The sequence below is a fragment of the Rhodococcus sp. BUPNP1 genome (assembly GCF_002215235.1).
Lineage (GTDB): Bacteria > Actinomycetota > Actinomycetes > Mycobacteriales > Mycobacteriaceae > Rhodococcus.
This window is the reverse complement of the sequence record NZ_NERM01000051.1, coordinates 1-14,194: the sequence shown is the minus strand read 5'-3', so window position 1 is coordinate 14,194 and position 14,194 is coordinate 1. Positions and strand designations below refer to the sequence as shown.

12 protein-coding genes are annotated in these 14,194 nt (G+C 65.1%); 5 read left to right on the top strand and 7 right to left on the bottom strand.

Annotation, left to right across the window (positions count from 1 at the left end; translation table 11 throughout):
- On the top strand, nt 1-332 hold a 332-nt coding region (locus B9C99_RS26215), incomplete at its 5' end, for a transposase (protein WP_253250195.1).
- Nucleotides 333-545: 213 nt separating this feature from the next.
- Here the strand turns inward: B9C99_RS26215 and B9C99_RS24775 are convergent.
- A complete protein-coding gene (locus tag B9C99_RS24775; protein ID WP_088899703.1) occupies nt 546-746 on the bottom strand; it encodes an ANTAR domain-containing protein in 201 nt (66 codons plus the stop codon).
- A complete protein-coding gene (locus B9C99_RS24770) occupies nt 743-1,249 on the bottom strand; it encodes a GAF domain-containing protein (protein ID WP_088899702.1) in 507 nt (168 codons plus the stop codon). The genes B9C99_RS24775 and B9C99_RS24770 overlap by 4 nt, the downstream gene beginning before the upstream one ends.
- 1,317 nt (nt 1,250-2,566) lie before the next feature.
- Here B9C99_RS24770 and B9C99_RS24755 point away from each other — a divergent pair.
- From B9C99_RS24755 to B9C99_RS24745, 3 genes are all read left to right on the top strand, one after another.
- Nucleotides 2,567-3,742, top strand: a complete 1,176-nt coding sequence (locus tag B9C99_RS24755; protein WP_088899699.1) for a zinc-dependent alcohol dehydrogenase — start codon at nt 2,567-2,569, stop codon at nt 3,740-3,742.
- Nucleotides 3,743-3,989: 247 nt separating this feature from the next.
- The gene (locus tag B9C99_RS24750) at nt 3,990-4,766 is read left to right on the top strand and encodes a VOC family protein (RefSeq protein ID WP_088899698.1); all 777 of its coding nucleotides are present in this window, start codon (nt 3,990-3,992) and stop codon (nt 4,764-4,766) included.
- A gap of 456 nt (nt 4,767-5,222) precedes the next feature.
- Entirely contained in the window at nt 5,223-5,564 is a 342-nt protein-coding gene (locus B9C99_RS24745) for a hypothetical protein (protein WP_139000147.1), read from the top strand.
- A gap of 216 nt (nt 5,565-5,780) precedes the next feature.
- Here B9C99_RS24745 and B9C99_RS24740 read toward each other — a convergent pair whose 3' ends face one another.
- The 4 genes from B9C99_RS24740 to B9C99_RS24725 all read right to left on the bottom strand — a co-directional run bounded on the left by B9C99_RS24740 (nt 5,781) and on the right by B9C99_RS24725 (nt 11,103).
- Nucleotides 5,781-6,398: a hypothetical protein gene (locus tag B9C99_RS24740; protein WP_143543604.1), complete on the bottom strand. Its 618-nt coding sequence runs from the start codon at nt 6,396-6,398 to the stop codon at nt 5,781-5,783.
- On the bottom strand, nt 6,398-6,817 hold the full coding sequence (locus tag B9C99_RS26050) for a hypothetical protein (RefSeq protein WP_216359324.1): 420 nt from the start codon (nt 6,815-6,817) through the stop codon (nt 6,398-6,400). The genes B9C99_RS24740 and B9C99_RS26050 overlap by 1 nt, the downstream gene beginning before the upstream one ends.
- Before the next feature lie 782 nt (nt 6,818-7,599).
- Nucleotides 7,600-9,201, bottom strand: a complete 1,602-nt coding sequence (locus B9C99_RS24730) for an MFS transporter (protein WP_088899695.1) — start codon at nt 9,199-9,201, stop codon at nt 7,600-7,602.
- A gap of 945 nt (nt 9,202-10,146) precedes the next feature.
- Nucleotides 10,147-11,103 (bottom strand): hypothetical protein, encoded by a 957-nt coding sequence (locus B9C99_RS24725; RefSeq protein WP_088899704.1) that lies wholly within the window; start codon nt 11,101-11,103, stop codon nt 10,147-10,149.
- A 1,006-nt stretch (nt 11,104-12,109) separates the two neighbouring features.
- Here B9C99_RS24725 and B9C99_RS24720 point away from each other — a divergent pair.
- Nucleotides 12,110-13,285, top strand: coding sequence for an ATP-binding protein (locus tag B9C99_RS24720; RefSeq protein ID WP_088899694.1), 1,176 nt, complete (start codon nt 12,110-12,112; stop codon nt 13,283-13,285).
- 108 nt (nt 13,286-13,393) lie between these two features.
- On the opposite strand, the gene B9C99_RS24715 is transcribed toward B9C99_RS24720, so the two are convergent.
- The gene (locus B9C99_RS24715) at nt 13,394-13,804 is read right to left on the bottom strand and encodes a hypothetical protein (protein ID WP_088899693.1); all 411 of its coding nucleotides are present in this window, start codon (nt 13,802-13,804) and stop codon (nt 13,394-13,396) included.
- Nucleotides 13,805-14,194 lie beyond the last annotated feature (390 nt).

Below are 14,194 nucleotides of genomic sequence, written 5' to 3'. Positions count from 1 at the left end.
AACGGCCTGCCCATACCGATTCCTCACAGATGCCCCTGTTCCGGACGGTCTCACCGTACGGCGGGCCACCCGGCCCGGCCAGCCAGACGAACATTGCGGGACACCCACCAAATTTCATATCAGGTACGAACGCGATCGAGTCGATCAATGCCCGCTACCGGCGGGCGATCCGCGCCCGTGGGCATTTCCCGACCGAGCAGGCCGCGCTGAAGTGTCTCTATCTCGCGACGCGGGCGCTGGACCCCACCGGTCGGGGTAGGGCACGATGGGCGATGAGGTGGAAGCCTGCTCTTAATGCCTTCGTGATCACTTTCGAAGGACGCATCAACTAACCGATGCCAGGTCGGATCCACCGTTTATCGGACACTCCCCAGCAGGCGTCTGCACCGTCGCGGTCGCTGGTCGGAGATGCCGATAGCCCTACACGGAGATCGGTCGCCCGTTGAGCAGTGTCCGTCGTAGTCGCCAGGTGCAATGCCGTTGGTCTCGACGATCCCAGCTGTGGCATCTGCATGCGGTCCGGTGCGTTGGCCTATCGGTGTTGTCTATGAATTGTCGGTGTCGGGGTCGAGTGTGAGGTGGTGGGTGATGATGTCGTGGGCAATGTGGGTGATCCTGCGGCGTTGGGTATATGCCATTGCTTGTAATCGGGCGAGGGCATCGGCGGCAGAGATCTGGAGTTGGATGGCGAGCATTCCTGCGGCGATGTGGACGTTGCCGCGGGGGAACAGTGCGGGATCCATCATGGGGGAAGAGGTGCGTGCGGGTCGAGTTCATCGACGAGGGTGGGGCCGAGGGCGGCGGCGTAGCCGGTGGCGATGCGGTAGTGCTCGGTTTCGAGGGGGCCGGGTCTGGTCCGGTAGAGCTCGAGGACGCCGATATTGGTGGCATTGCCCACCGCGAGGGGGAAGGCGAAGAGGGCGCGGACGCCCAGGTCGAGTACCTCGGGGGTGAACATCGGCCAGCGGGTGGCGGTGGGGTCTGCGAGGTCGGGGTGTATCTCGGGGACGGATGTGCGGTAGGCGGTCAGGCAGGGGCCTTCGCGCAGGGTGAATTGGAGTTCGTCGACCTGCTCAGCGATGGTATCGGTGGCGTAGACCAGGTCTCGGGTGGTGTCACTGGCGAAGATTGCCACGGCTGCGCCGTCGACGCCGGTCAGATCAGCGCATCGATCGCAGTGGGTGCGGGTTCGGGTCAGGTGAGTCCCGGTCTGTCTGTCGGACCGGGCCGGGTCCTGAGGGGCGCTCATGATCTCGACTTCCCCGAAGATTGAGGGATAAACATGTCAGTTGATACTGACGTGACCGGTTGTATCCTGTCTATGGCCTGCACCGACTCGCCGAGCGAGCATGGGGATCGGACTTGGCGGCATATCATCACCACCGCACGCAGCGCCGACCGGTCGACGCGGTCGAATCCCCCTGAGGTCCTGTGTGTCCCGGCGGCCGGGCAATTCGATCACCGAGACCGCTATCCGCAGCGAAGTCACGCGCAGGGGTCCGCTCGCGATGTGAACGGTGGCGCGTCGATGCTGTTCATCATCGGAGGGATCCGCTCGTTCAAGGCTTTCCGGGCGGAGATGGATCGCCCCGGCCTCGGATACCACTGCGGAGGGTGACGAACCGTGCATGTAGCCGGCCGCACTCGTTCCTGCAGAGGCGAAGGGTGGGAGCGCCGGGGGTGGCCCGGCAAGAGCAGCTCATCGGGTCACGGCTCGAATCGGTCGCGAGATAGAGGGTTGCATGCGAGCGGGTGATCTCACGGTGAATTACCTACTCGTCGGTAATAAATGGGCCGCAGGGATCGGGTGTCCGGTATGTGAACTGGGTTTTCTGGCTGATTGTCACGTGGTTCGTCGTATCGGTGACCTTTGTTGCTGTCTTCGGTCGTGTCAGCCGCGCCCGCGATCAACGTGAAATACCGCCACTTGACCAGGACAACGACGGTGAACGGTCGCGACACACGCCAACCGAGGCATGTAAGTGCAAGCGCGGAGCGCCGCTACAAGGTGCGCCCACCTCAGACGCCGCCGACCGAAATCGCCAATCGGCATCGCCCATCTCGACGATCCTCACGTTCTGGTGATCGAGGGCCATCCCGCGCTCCAGGGTTGTGCGGCCGTCCTGTACGAGGAGATTCGACCTGTAACTGCTGACAGGCATCCGGCCCGCCTTGACGCGCGACGCTGTGTTGTTTCCCGGCTGATAAGCCCGCGGGTGTACCAGCGAACCTGTCGACTGCGTTCACCTCTCCGACCACACGCAGCATCTCTCCCCGAGGGCTACGCCTAGTCGGCCGTGGCACGCGCCGGGACGCTCGTCGGCGGGCACTCGCAAGATGATCCAGGTATCGACTAGCTCGGCGAGGTCGAGACCGATGCCCCCGGCAGGGGACGGGCCAGACCCGGTCGACGACCGGACCGATCGTCACCAGTAGGTGCTGCGGACGACTCTGCGCGAGACGGCGACAACCGGTCGACGTCCGTTTCGGCTCGTAGCGTCGTGGGAACTCATTCAGATCAACACGCTGCCGTTCTTGTGGGGCGGCAGCCCTGTGAAGGAGGACCATGAAGGCTCTGACATGGCAGGGAAAACGCGCGGTGAGCGTGGAGAATGTCCCGGACCCGAAGATCCAGGAGCCTACGGACGCGATCGTGCGGATCACCTCGAGCGCCATCTGCGGTTCGGATCTGCACCTGTACGAAGTGCTCACTCCCTTCATGGACAAGGGCGACATCATCGGCCACGAGCCGATGGGCATCGTGGAGGAGGTGGGTTCGGCCGTCACCCACATCAAGGCAGGGGACCGGGTGGTGATCCCCTTCAACGTGTCCTGCGGCCACTGTTTGATGTGCACCCAGGGTCTGCAGTCCCAGTGCGAGATCACCCAGGTGCGCGAGTACAACAACAATGCCCAGTTCCTCGGGTACTCCCGCCTGTACGGCTCGGTGCCCGGCGGGCAGGCCGAGTACCTGCGTGTGCCGCACGCGGACTACGGGCCGATCAAGGTCCCGCAGATCGGGGAGGACGAACGCTACCTGTACCTTTCGGATGTGCTGCCGACCGCCTGGCAGGCGGTGCAGTACGCCGCGCCGCCGCAGGGTGGATCGCTGGCGGTGCTGGGCCTGGGACCGGTCGGGCAGATGTCTGCCCGGATCGGCCGCCATCTGGGCTACGAGGTGTTCGCGGTGGACCTGGTTCCCGAGCGTCGGACGATGGCCGAACGCCATGGCATCCATACCGTGGACTCCACGGGCGAGGTGGCCGAGCAGTTGAAGGATCTCACCGGCGGCCGTGGCCCGAATGCTGTGATCGATGCGGTCGGGATGGAAGCCCACAGTTCCCCCATCGCGTGGGCGACCCACCAGGTGGTGGGTGCGCTGCCGTCTCCGCTGGGGCGTAAGGCGATGGAGCTGGCCGGGGTGGATCGGCTCGATGCGCTGTATACCGCGATCGACGCCGTGCGGCGCGGCGGGACGATCTCGATCAGCGGGGTCTACGGCGGTATGAAGGATCCGCTGCCGATGATGACGATGTTCGACAAGCAGCTGCAGCTGCGTATGGGTCAGTGCAATGTGCGGCGGTGGACCGAGGATTTGCTGCCGCTGGTCGACGATCCCTCGGATCCGCTGGGCGTGCTCGATCTCAAGACGCACACCGCGCCGCTGGATGAGGCGCCGGCGATGTACGAGAAGTTCCAGAAGAAGGAAGACGGCTGCATCAAGGTGGTTCTCAAGCCGTAGCGAGCCGTAGCCCCGGCCGGGCGGCACGGCTTCGATCCCGTGGGATCGGGCTCGGACGGTCAAGCCTCGACCGTGGTCCGGTGGTCATGGGCGCAGTGCGCCATCCAGTGGTGTGCTTGTGGTGAAATGCGGACCGAACGGGCGGTACCGACGGTTCGCGAAGCGCGACAGTGAATCCCTGGCTCTGCCGTCGAATGTCGGTGCCGCGGGCTAGCGTCGAGTGTATCCACCCGGCGGAGGAGCAGCGATGAGCGCGGTCACCACGAATCAACCTCTCGGCACCCCCACCTGGATCGACCTGGGCATCCCGGATCTCGACCGGGCGATGGCTTTCTACGGGTCGGTCTTGGGTTGGGAGTTCGACATCGGTCCGGAGGAGTACGGCAGGTACACGATGTGTCTGCTCGGCGGCAAAAAGGTCGCCGCGCTGATGCCGAATCTGGACGAGAACGCGACGGAGTTCTGGTGGAACGTCTACCTGGCGACTGACGATGTCGATGCGACGGTCGCTCGGTCCGTCGCAGCGGGCGGTGCGCTGCTGACGGAGCCGATGGACATCGCCGACCAAGGTCGGATGGCGATAGTGCGGGATCCGTCCGGTGCGCAGTTCGGCCTGTGGCAGGGCCGGGCACATGTCGGCTGTGAGCTCGTGAACGAGCCGAACACGTTGTTACGCAACGACTTGGTGACCCCGAATCCCGGTCCGGCGCGGGAGTTCTACGCGGCGGTGTTCGACTTCACCCTGGACGGGAACGACGACCTGCCCGGCGTGGACTTCACCTTTCTGCGCAGACCGGATGGGCACGAGATCGGCGGCATCGTGGGTGACCCGTCCGCTGCGGCGTCCTCCTGGGGCACGCTCTTCCAGGTCGTCGATACCGACGCGGTGGTCGCCGCGGTCCGGGCCGGTGGGGGTAGCGCGGACGATCCGACGGATATGCCGTACGGGCGGACCGCGGAGGTCACCGATCCGTTCGGTGCGAAGTTCACGGTGGGTTCCCCGCTGCCGGGTGTACAGGGGTAGACGCTCGACGTCGGACTACCTGCCCATAAGTTGGACCGCTCCTGCGGTCGAAAACTCTTCGGCGCAACATACCTTGCCCATGTGGATGAGGCCGAACAAGGGCGGATGCGTGGCTCGCTTGTCGCGGTGCGGCACAGTGCGCGGCCTCAGTCTCGTCCGGTGAGGAGGAGCCGATCTTGTGTGCTCGTGCTGACAGATCCGATGAAGACGACTTCACATGAGGGGTGTTACGCCCGGGATGAACGTGACGATGTACCCGTCGTGAGCCGACGACTACGACCGGACGGAGACGACCGGTATTCGGACATTGATCATCCTCGTCCGCGGGATAGGAGTGCGCCAATAGGTGTTGCCGTTGATCTTTCTGTGTCCGGGTTCTTTCACGCGTTGCCAGATTCGGCCCCGTCGATGTCGGTTGATGCGGTACCCGCCAGTGCAGTTGTCGCGGAGTTCGTGGTGTTCGTCGAACGTTATCTGCAGTGGCTCGATCGTGTCGACGTAGCCGAGGCGGCAGTTCGGGAGGCGGTGCGGGCAACCGGCGGCCAGGTCTACGCCGGCCGAAGTGACGGCCGGCGCGAGTGCGTGTTCTACGACATCGACAGCGGCGAGTTTCTGGGACAGCAGATCTGTCACCAGGACGGCAGGACCACATCGTCGGCGCAGTTGAGGTCGGTCGACAGCCCGGACGACTGTCTCTATGCCGATGCGCCTGTTTACGACGTGTCCGATCCACGGGGATTTATGAGATGGATCGACTCGCACCTGTCCGCCGAAATCGATGCGATCTTGACGCGGTGATCACCCTCCGCTGGGCTGATGTAACCAACCTGCGGCGAGGGACGTCAGGCGGTGTGTACTGCGACCGGTGTGTACTGCGACCGCGGTCTCGCGCTCGAACGAGAGCAGACGAAGTGATCCCGCGGTACGCATCACCGATCCGTCGACTCGGTGGCGGCTGGGGCAGACCCCGATGCGGTGTACACCTCGGTCGTTGGCGGTATCACCGTCGGTCGGTTACCCGACGGGCCACCCGGGGGTACGGTGCGCCCGCCTCCATTCACGTTCCCATTCCTGCAACCGGTGATACTCGTTGTACCGATGCGTGCAGTACCAGAACCCGACCCCGCCGACCAACGCGGCTGCCCACACGGTCAGCGCCGTGAGCACGGCCGTAGTTGCGCTGTCTCTCCCGCTGTGGGGAGCATCGACCGGAACGCCGCTGCGGTCCACCCACAGGTTGATCGTCGCGCCGGGCTGCGCATCGACAGGACGGCTCAACCGACCGATCTGGGTATGCCCGTCCACATTCCACCGCACCCACCGGAGTTCGATCTGGTCAACGGCAGGCGGGAGCAACTGGTCGGGCTCCGGCGCTACGGCATCGACGGGGGCGGTGTCCAGGACGGTTGCTTCGACCTGGCGGTGGGTGCGGATGTCCTGCCGGGCCTGCTCGACCAGCGTGCCGTAGGTGACAGTGCCGACTGTGGCCGCCAAAGGCGCCATCATCACCACGAAGATGATCACCCCGAGAGCTACCGCCGACTCGAGCCGGTCGCGACGGCGCAACAGTGGGCTCCGGTGCCAGGGTGCGCGCCGCCACAATCTCACGGAGAACGACGGCCCGGTGGTCATCATCGGCTCGGTATCTCGCCGCGCCTCGGGGTCTTCTGTTCCAGGGCGCGGGTCTCGAGCTGCTCGAATTCGGCTGCGGTGATCGCCCCGGACTCGTGCAGTGCCTTCGCGTCGGCGATCTGATCGTCGGCGTATCCGCCGGTCACCTGCCGGATGTACTGGTCGGTGGCGTGCTGGGCGGCGAGTTGAGCCTCTCGGGCCCGGATGGCCATGTCCTGTCCACGCACGATCAGGTCGAGCAGTCGCTGCCGGGCGAGGCGTTCGCCCAGCTCAGGCAGATCCGGCGCCGGAATTCCTCGCAGGTCCGCAAAGCAGCCTGCAATCACCGCTTCGATCCGATACTTCGGGATGTGGCCCTCGAACTCGGCGGCAAGCCGAGCGGCGATCTCGTTGTCGGGTGTGGCGCGCACAGTGCTCATCTCGTGTTCTGCGTTCTCTGGTCGCCGAAATCGAGGAAGACGGTGTGACCGTGTTCGATCGCCCCGTCACCGGTCTCGGGGCGCGGATCAGCGCTGTTGGTCCGGGCCCGATGGCGGTGAATCGACTTGTTCGTGCCCGAATCGGTGTAACAACTCTGCCGGCTCCGCTGTGATCACTATCCTGCGAGGGGCGTCGCACAAGGTCCGCCGCTCGATCGGTCCCCCAGCATCGATGTCATCGACACGGTCAACTTCCCACACCGGGCGCTTATCGCCCTCTGTTGCCGAATTGTGCGCCTGCTCAGTCGGACACCGCAACATATTCGATAAATTTGCCTCTCCGATTCAGCGACGGCCCGGGGGCCTGAGCATGATTGAGGGGTACCGGACCACACGATGGTCTCGCCTGCTGCTGGCTGCGTCGCGGGCCCTGCCTTGCCCGGTCCATCCACCTGTCCGCCGGTGGCGGATGTCGTGACGCGGGGGCACTGACCTTCGTGTCTATCTCGGGGTCGCGGTGGTGAGCGTCGCCGACGGGATCATCCCGGCCCCACCGCAATCTGTCGCGTGCGATGTACCTGTCGCCGCTCGTGACTGTGACTCGACACCGGAATGCTGAAGATCTTGTTGCACAACGTATCGATCGTGGCAACGCACCGTATTCAGACGTTGCTCTGCCCGGACACGAGCCGCGGTTCGGGAGCGTGACTCGGTGTCGCATGTCCACGCCTCGCGCACGAGTTTCCTTCCACGCCAGCGCCGGGTGCAGTTCGGAAGCGGTGTCAGAGCAGTCCGGCCGCGGCTCCCGGCGCCGCGGGTGGAGCGTCGGGTTGACGCATCATCCGGAAGGAGTTGAGCAGGCCGAGCAGTCCGGCGAGGATGGGCACGAGCAGCGCGGCCTGCAGCGCGATAGGCCGGGCGTCTGTGTTGATGCGGATGATCTCGTCGCGGATCTCGGGTGGCTGATCGGTGAGCAGTGCCTCGAGTTGGGTATTGCTCATGACTTCGGCGTCCTCCTCGAGGACCTGTGCGATGTGTTGCTGGTCCTCGGGTGGCAGGACGGTGCTCGACTGCGTCATGGCGGTGAACGTGAGTGACAAGGTGGCCAGCATGACGGCCCCGGCGAAGGCCAGTCCGAACGACAGTCCGAACGACCCGGCCGCGGAATTGGTGCCCGCAGCCTCGCTGACCCGCTCTTCCGATATCGGGGCGAGGGTGTAGTTGTTCAGTTGCGAAACGAGCAGCCCCAGTCCGGCGCCGGCGACGACGAGCGGTGCCAGCAGCGCCCATCCGAAGTCCGCGCGGGGTACCAGCGGGAGGAGCACGGCGACGCCGACGGTGACGAGCACGAACCCCCACCGGATGATGACTGCGGGGCGGCGGTTACCCGCCTTGTTCCCTGCGAGCAGAGCGACGGTGAACATGCTCAGCGACAATGGTGCGAGTGAGAGACCGGCCTGCATGGCGTTGTACTCGAGCACCATCTGCAGGTAGATGGGCAGGGCGATCATGGTGCCGCCCAGCGCGATCTGCTGGAGCATCTGCCCGGTGACACCGAGCCGGAACACCTTCGACCGGAACAGGTCCGGGTCCAGCAGGGCGGGTTCGCCGCGCCGTGCGCGGCGGATCAGCCAGTACGTGAGAGCGGTGAGCGCGGCGGCGCCGGTGAGCAACAGTGCCGCGACCGCGTCGCCGCCCTCCTGCCACACCAGGATTCCCAGCACGATCCCACCCATGCCGACGACCGACAGCACGGCTCCGATCGGGTCCACGCCGCGTGGGCCGGTGTACGGCACGTCCCGGACGAGTCCGATGCCGGCCAGCACCACCGCGATGATCACTACTTCCAGGGCGAACCCGACTCGCCACGACAGGTAGGTGGTGACGAAGCCGCCGAGTAGTGGGCCGACGGCGGCGGCGATCGCGGCGGCCGCGCCGACGAGGGCGTAGACCTTCTTCTGCGCGGCGCCGTGGAAGTTGCCGTGTACCAGTGATTGCATGGCAGGCAGCAGCAGTGATGCGCCGATCCCGCCGACCACTGCCCACAGGAGGATCACCACGGTCAGTCCTTGCGCGAGGGTCATCGCCGCCGCGCCCGTGGCGTAGCCGAGCAGTCCCAGCACGTAGGCGCGTTTGCGGCCGATCAGGTCACCGACCTTGCTGCCGATCAGGATGAACGCCGCCGACACCAGTGCTTCGAGCGCGATGGCGGACTGCACACCGCTGACGGTGGTGTCGAGGTCGCGCACCACCGCCGAGATCGACACGTTCATCAGCGAGGTGTCGACGACAAGCACGAACATCGCCATCGCGAGAAGGATGGCGAGCACCCGATTCCGGCCGGAGAGCTGGCCTTCTTCGGCGGAAGAGATCCCGTCGGTCATGGCAGATCCACCACCTCACCGTTGTGCACCGGCGGCGATCCGGTCGGCCAACCTGTGCTGATCCGACGATAGGCCTGTCGAGCACCTCTCACACCGGGAAGTCGACGGCGCAGCACAGCGCACGGTAGATCGTGGCCGCACCTGCACTTGGACCTTCTGTCGCGTGCGGCCGCCGGCAACGCGCGGTCGGTCTGTAGGTCCGCTGCGGCATCGCACACGGTATGTCTGTCGATGTGCCCTCGACCAGGCAATCGGTGACGCGGGGTTCGCCGAGCACGTGATCTGATCTGCTGGACGCCCGAGTAGCACATACCGACTTCCTCACCGTCGGGCGCACAAGCGCGGTGCGTTATCCGGCGACCCTCGGCTGGATGCACATTTCAGCGATCTCGACCGCATACGTTGCACGTCCGGGAATGCGACGTGATCGCGAGAGTCGTGGCGACCACGGAGATCGGGACGGTCATCACGTAGTCCGCCGGGAGTGCCGATGCGGTGATCAGGGCGGTTCTTGTCACCGAAGTTGTCGGTGTTGGCGACGAACGCTCCGCCACCGGTACACGTGCTGCTCGACCGCGACGCGTGTCGGCCGACGGCACCGTCCGTGGACGATGAAGTGGTCAGGGTCCACCGAATACTCAGTTGGCCGGGGACGGGCGTTGTGATTGTCCGGCCCGATTGTTAGGTGGGGTTCCGGGATTCGGACAGTTACCGAGCCGAGGCTTGGCTCAGGATGATCGGTGTAGACAGTGCTTCCCCCGCACCGCGACGGTGTCCCGGTGAGGATGTAGCGACCTGGCTCCGGCGCATGATCTCGCTCGATCATCGGTCGTACTGGGGTGCTTCTGCGGCAACGACAACGGCGGCGTTTCGCCGCATCGCGCGCAGCACCCGAACCATCCAGGTGTGGCGCACCGTCCCCCCGGGGTGGTGCGGAGGGGAATGTCAGAGATTCCACAACCGCAGCAATGCGGCGCGCAGGCTCGGGGAGATGACACGGTGATCGTTGTGCAAGCGAGGGTTCGGGTGGCCGTGCTCGGCGAGGCTTCGCGCGGCGTCCGCTATTGGGATGGGGTCGAGGTCGGTGCGAACGCGTAGCCGGTAGGCCACCGCAGAGCGGGCGTGGGGGATGCGGTGCGGGCCGGTGGCGACGACGGCCGGCGGATGTAGCCGGGTGTCGTCGTCGCTGATGCGGAGGATGACGTCGCCGGGTTGCAGGCGGGTGCGGTGGTCGGGGCCGGGAGTGCTCTGGCGTATCCATGTGGTGTGGTAGCGCGGGTCCGGCCGGTTCCCACTGGAGCAGGTCGCGGCCCATAATGTTTCGTCGTCATCGGTGGGGGTGTAGTCGCTGAGGTGCCGCAGGAACATCCGGCGCACGGGGGTAGGAAGAAAATCGTGACCGGTGCGGGTGCGGCTGCCGATCCCTACCAGGGGCACCACTCGTCCGAGCTGCCAGATCGCGGTGGCACTGTCGAGGAACACCTCGTCGACCACGACGGTGTCGGCGAGATCGTCGAGGAAGGTGTGTGCGGCGCCGATGGCGTCGGGGTCATCGGTGATCAGTGCGGTTTCGTCGGCCACGGTGGAGCTGATCGAGGCGCTGGCCGGACCGACGATCACCCGGTTGCCGGTGATGATCAGGCCGGTGTGCAGGTTCGGAGTCGACAGCACGCGCACTCCGGCGTTGAGGAAGTGGGCGAGGGCGGTGGGGGAGGTGGCGTGCGCGCGGACGGCGGGGCGGGCGGCGTTGACGATGAGTTGGTCCCCGGCGCGCAGAGGTAGCAGATCGGGGGCGGTGTGGTCGAGGTAGGCGATGGCGACACGGTGGGGACCGGGGCCGCGGCCGCGGAGGGCGGCGGTGATGTGCGGCCAGGGGTGGGGTGCGTGCAGGGTCGTACCCATGGTCGGCACGGTAGCGAAGGATGACGCGATGCACGGGTAGATGACGAGCACCGTGTGTCCTGGCGGTGCGGGGTCGAGTTCTGCGGGTGCGACGTTACTGCCGGATCGGTGTGTTGTTTCGGGGGCGAGGGGCTGCGTCGGAGGATTCGTTCGTGCGGATGACAAGGCTTCTATGACGGTGGTGGCGGTTGCGACACTGAGGTGCCGCAGTGCCCTGATAGGGAGCAGGGGGCTCGTATAGGGCACTGCGGCCCCTCGTTTTGCCCTGCGGCGTCGGCGTAGCGGGAAGGACCTGAGTGATGGTCTGCATAAGGAACGGTGAAGGTCCGTCACCGATCTCCGGCTGACGTGTGGTGGGCAGTGAAGATAGATATGTTGGGGTGGCGGTCGTGCTCGTTCCCCCCTGCCGAGTACGACCGTTCTCTCTTGTTCGACGGTCTGGGTTGCCGCCCGGGGGGCGGTCTGTGGCATACAGGTCTATCCGCCCGGTCGCCGCAGTCCGGGCGGTGAAGTGCTCGTCTCGTCCATCGCTCTTATCGTTACTGGACGGGGTGCGATCGCCGGTGGAGTGGGTGTGTTCGGTGGCGATGCGGCTCGTTGTGGTGGGGGTACTCGAGGTGCTGCCGAAGAGGAATCGAAACCAGATCTGGGCTGCGATCGATGTGCTGGAATGCTGCGTGACTGTGGATTCGGATCCGAGCCGAGCCGGAGCCCTGGGTGAACTTCGGCTCCGTCCGCAATCAGGGGCATTCTCATCGCCGCCGACCTCGCTCCGGTCGAGCCAGGCGACGAGTTTGAGCGCTGTATATCCAGGCACGGTCGGGATCCGGATGGCTCCGGCGGTAGGGCACTGCTGCGCGAGATCTCGCAGATCCGTGAGGCGATCCGTGCCCTCCGGGAGGGCGTCCAGGAGCGTGCCGAGCTGATGTCAGCTCGTGAATCGGGGACATCGGGGACTTTATGGGAAAGTATGGGAAAAAGTCCATATCTCTCTATACTGTTCCATATGGATCTGGAACTGAACCCCTTCAAGCCCGGGTCTGGGTTGCGGCCTCCCGCGCTGGAAGGTCGGGACAAACAGATCGGGGCGTTCGACTTGCTCGTCGCGCGAAGCAAACGATGCAACTACGACCGGGGCATGGTCCTGTCCGGCCTGCGTGGAGTCGGTAAGACGACCTTGTTGAACACTCTCGCCGAACACGCCGACCGGGAGGGTTGGCTGACTATCGGCATCGAAGCACGACCCAACGCTGCCGGTACCGCCGCTGTGCGCGCCAAACTGGGCCAGGAACTGACTGTCGGCTTGCGCCGATACAGCCGCAAGCACAAGATCCAGAAGCTCATCGATCCCCTGATCGAGCTGGCCCGCGGATTCTCCGTCGAAATCGGCCTCGGGCCGGCCACCGTCAATGTCGGCACCTCTCAACCCGCGGCTTCGAGCGGCGACATCGACCTCGACATCGAGGAACTCGTCGAAGCGATCACCGCCGCGCTCAAACCTCGGGGCAGCGCCTTCGGCCTGTTCATCGACGAAATGCAGGACCTCGACGCGGACCTGCTCTCGGCGCTGTTGACCGTCCAACACCGGGCCAGCCAACGCGAATGGCCGTTTTTCCTCATCGGTGCCGGCCTTCCCAACCTGCCTGCCATCCTGGCCGAGAACCGCTCCTACGCCGAACGTCAGTTCCTCTACAGCACAGTCGGTCCCCTCGACAGAGACGCCGCCGCCGATGCGCTGAGGATTCCCGTTCGTCAACACGGAGGTGACTTCACCGACGACGCGCTCGAAGTGCTCGTCACCGCCAGCGGCGGCTACCCGTACTTCCTGCAGGAGTATGGCAAGGCCATCTGGAACCTCGCACCGGAGGCACCGTTTCAGACAGAAGATGCAGAACTTGCCGTCGAGGTCGGGCGGCGCCACCTCGATGAAGGTTTCTTTCCTTCCCGGTGGAATCGGGCTACGGACAGGGAACGCCGCTATCTGACGGCCATCGCCGCCACCGGTGAAGATGCACCGCGGTCGGGCAAGGTGGCCGAACTGATGGGGGTGACCACCAGCGGTGTCAGCGACGTCCGCGAATCCGCGATCAAGAAGGGCCTGATCTGGGCGCCCGAGCACGGCAGGATCGCGTTCACCGTGCCCGGCATGGCGGATTTCATCCGGCGCCAACCCACTGCCTGACCCGTGCACCCGGCTGCAGAACTGGGACACCCGCCGTTGTTCGTTGTGAAAGTTGCGTCATCACAACAGCACAGCGAACGGCAGGAGCAGTCATCAAGCGCACGACCGTCAGCGGGGGACGAACGAGACGCCGTCACCCGCGTGAGCGGCCGGGTCACCAACTGCAAGCCTGGAAACGTCACGCCGATAATGGAACGCGCCCACGGCCGGGAACGTCGAGCAGTACATCGGCGACTCGAAGATCGACTCGCGGTACGAGAGCGCCATGGTCATCCAGGCGCAGGACTTGTTGCGGAAGATCGCCTGCGATCGCGGTGTGGCACGCATCCACGCCGCCGGCGAGGTCAGGAAGTTCGTCGACTCGGATTCAGCCGACGGGCGTCGCAAGCCCGAGCATGTCCTGCGGGCCATCGTGTTCGAGGACGCAACGTTGCGGTCATCGCGTGCGCCGTGGGGCCATGTCCATCCGCGAGTGGTGCCGTTGTGGTTCAGAGCTTGGGCGATGTCGATACCGACCATCGTGCACAGTACGGGGACGCGTTCGATGAGTTGCGCGGCTGCTCGCTGGAGAGTTCGGGGGCGGATCGTGGTCGATGTCGAGTTCTGTTCGCCTGCACGTGTGCGCGCTCGGTGATCTTTCCTGATGGACAGAGACCTTGATAAAGAAGCACTAGGGGATTGGGGTACAGAACTGGGTGAGCGGTGTGGGGTTGGTGAATCAGCACAGGCACCAGGGATTCCGGTCGTTGGGAAGAAGAGTGGTCGGCGTCGCGGTCGTCGACTGTCGACGGCACGTGAAAACTGACCACGGTATGGCATCTCAATTTTGACCCCCTGACCACCGATCCTGGCTGAAGTCGAGTCAGGAGGGACGAAGGGATGTTGTCCGTGGAAGATTGGGCCGAAATT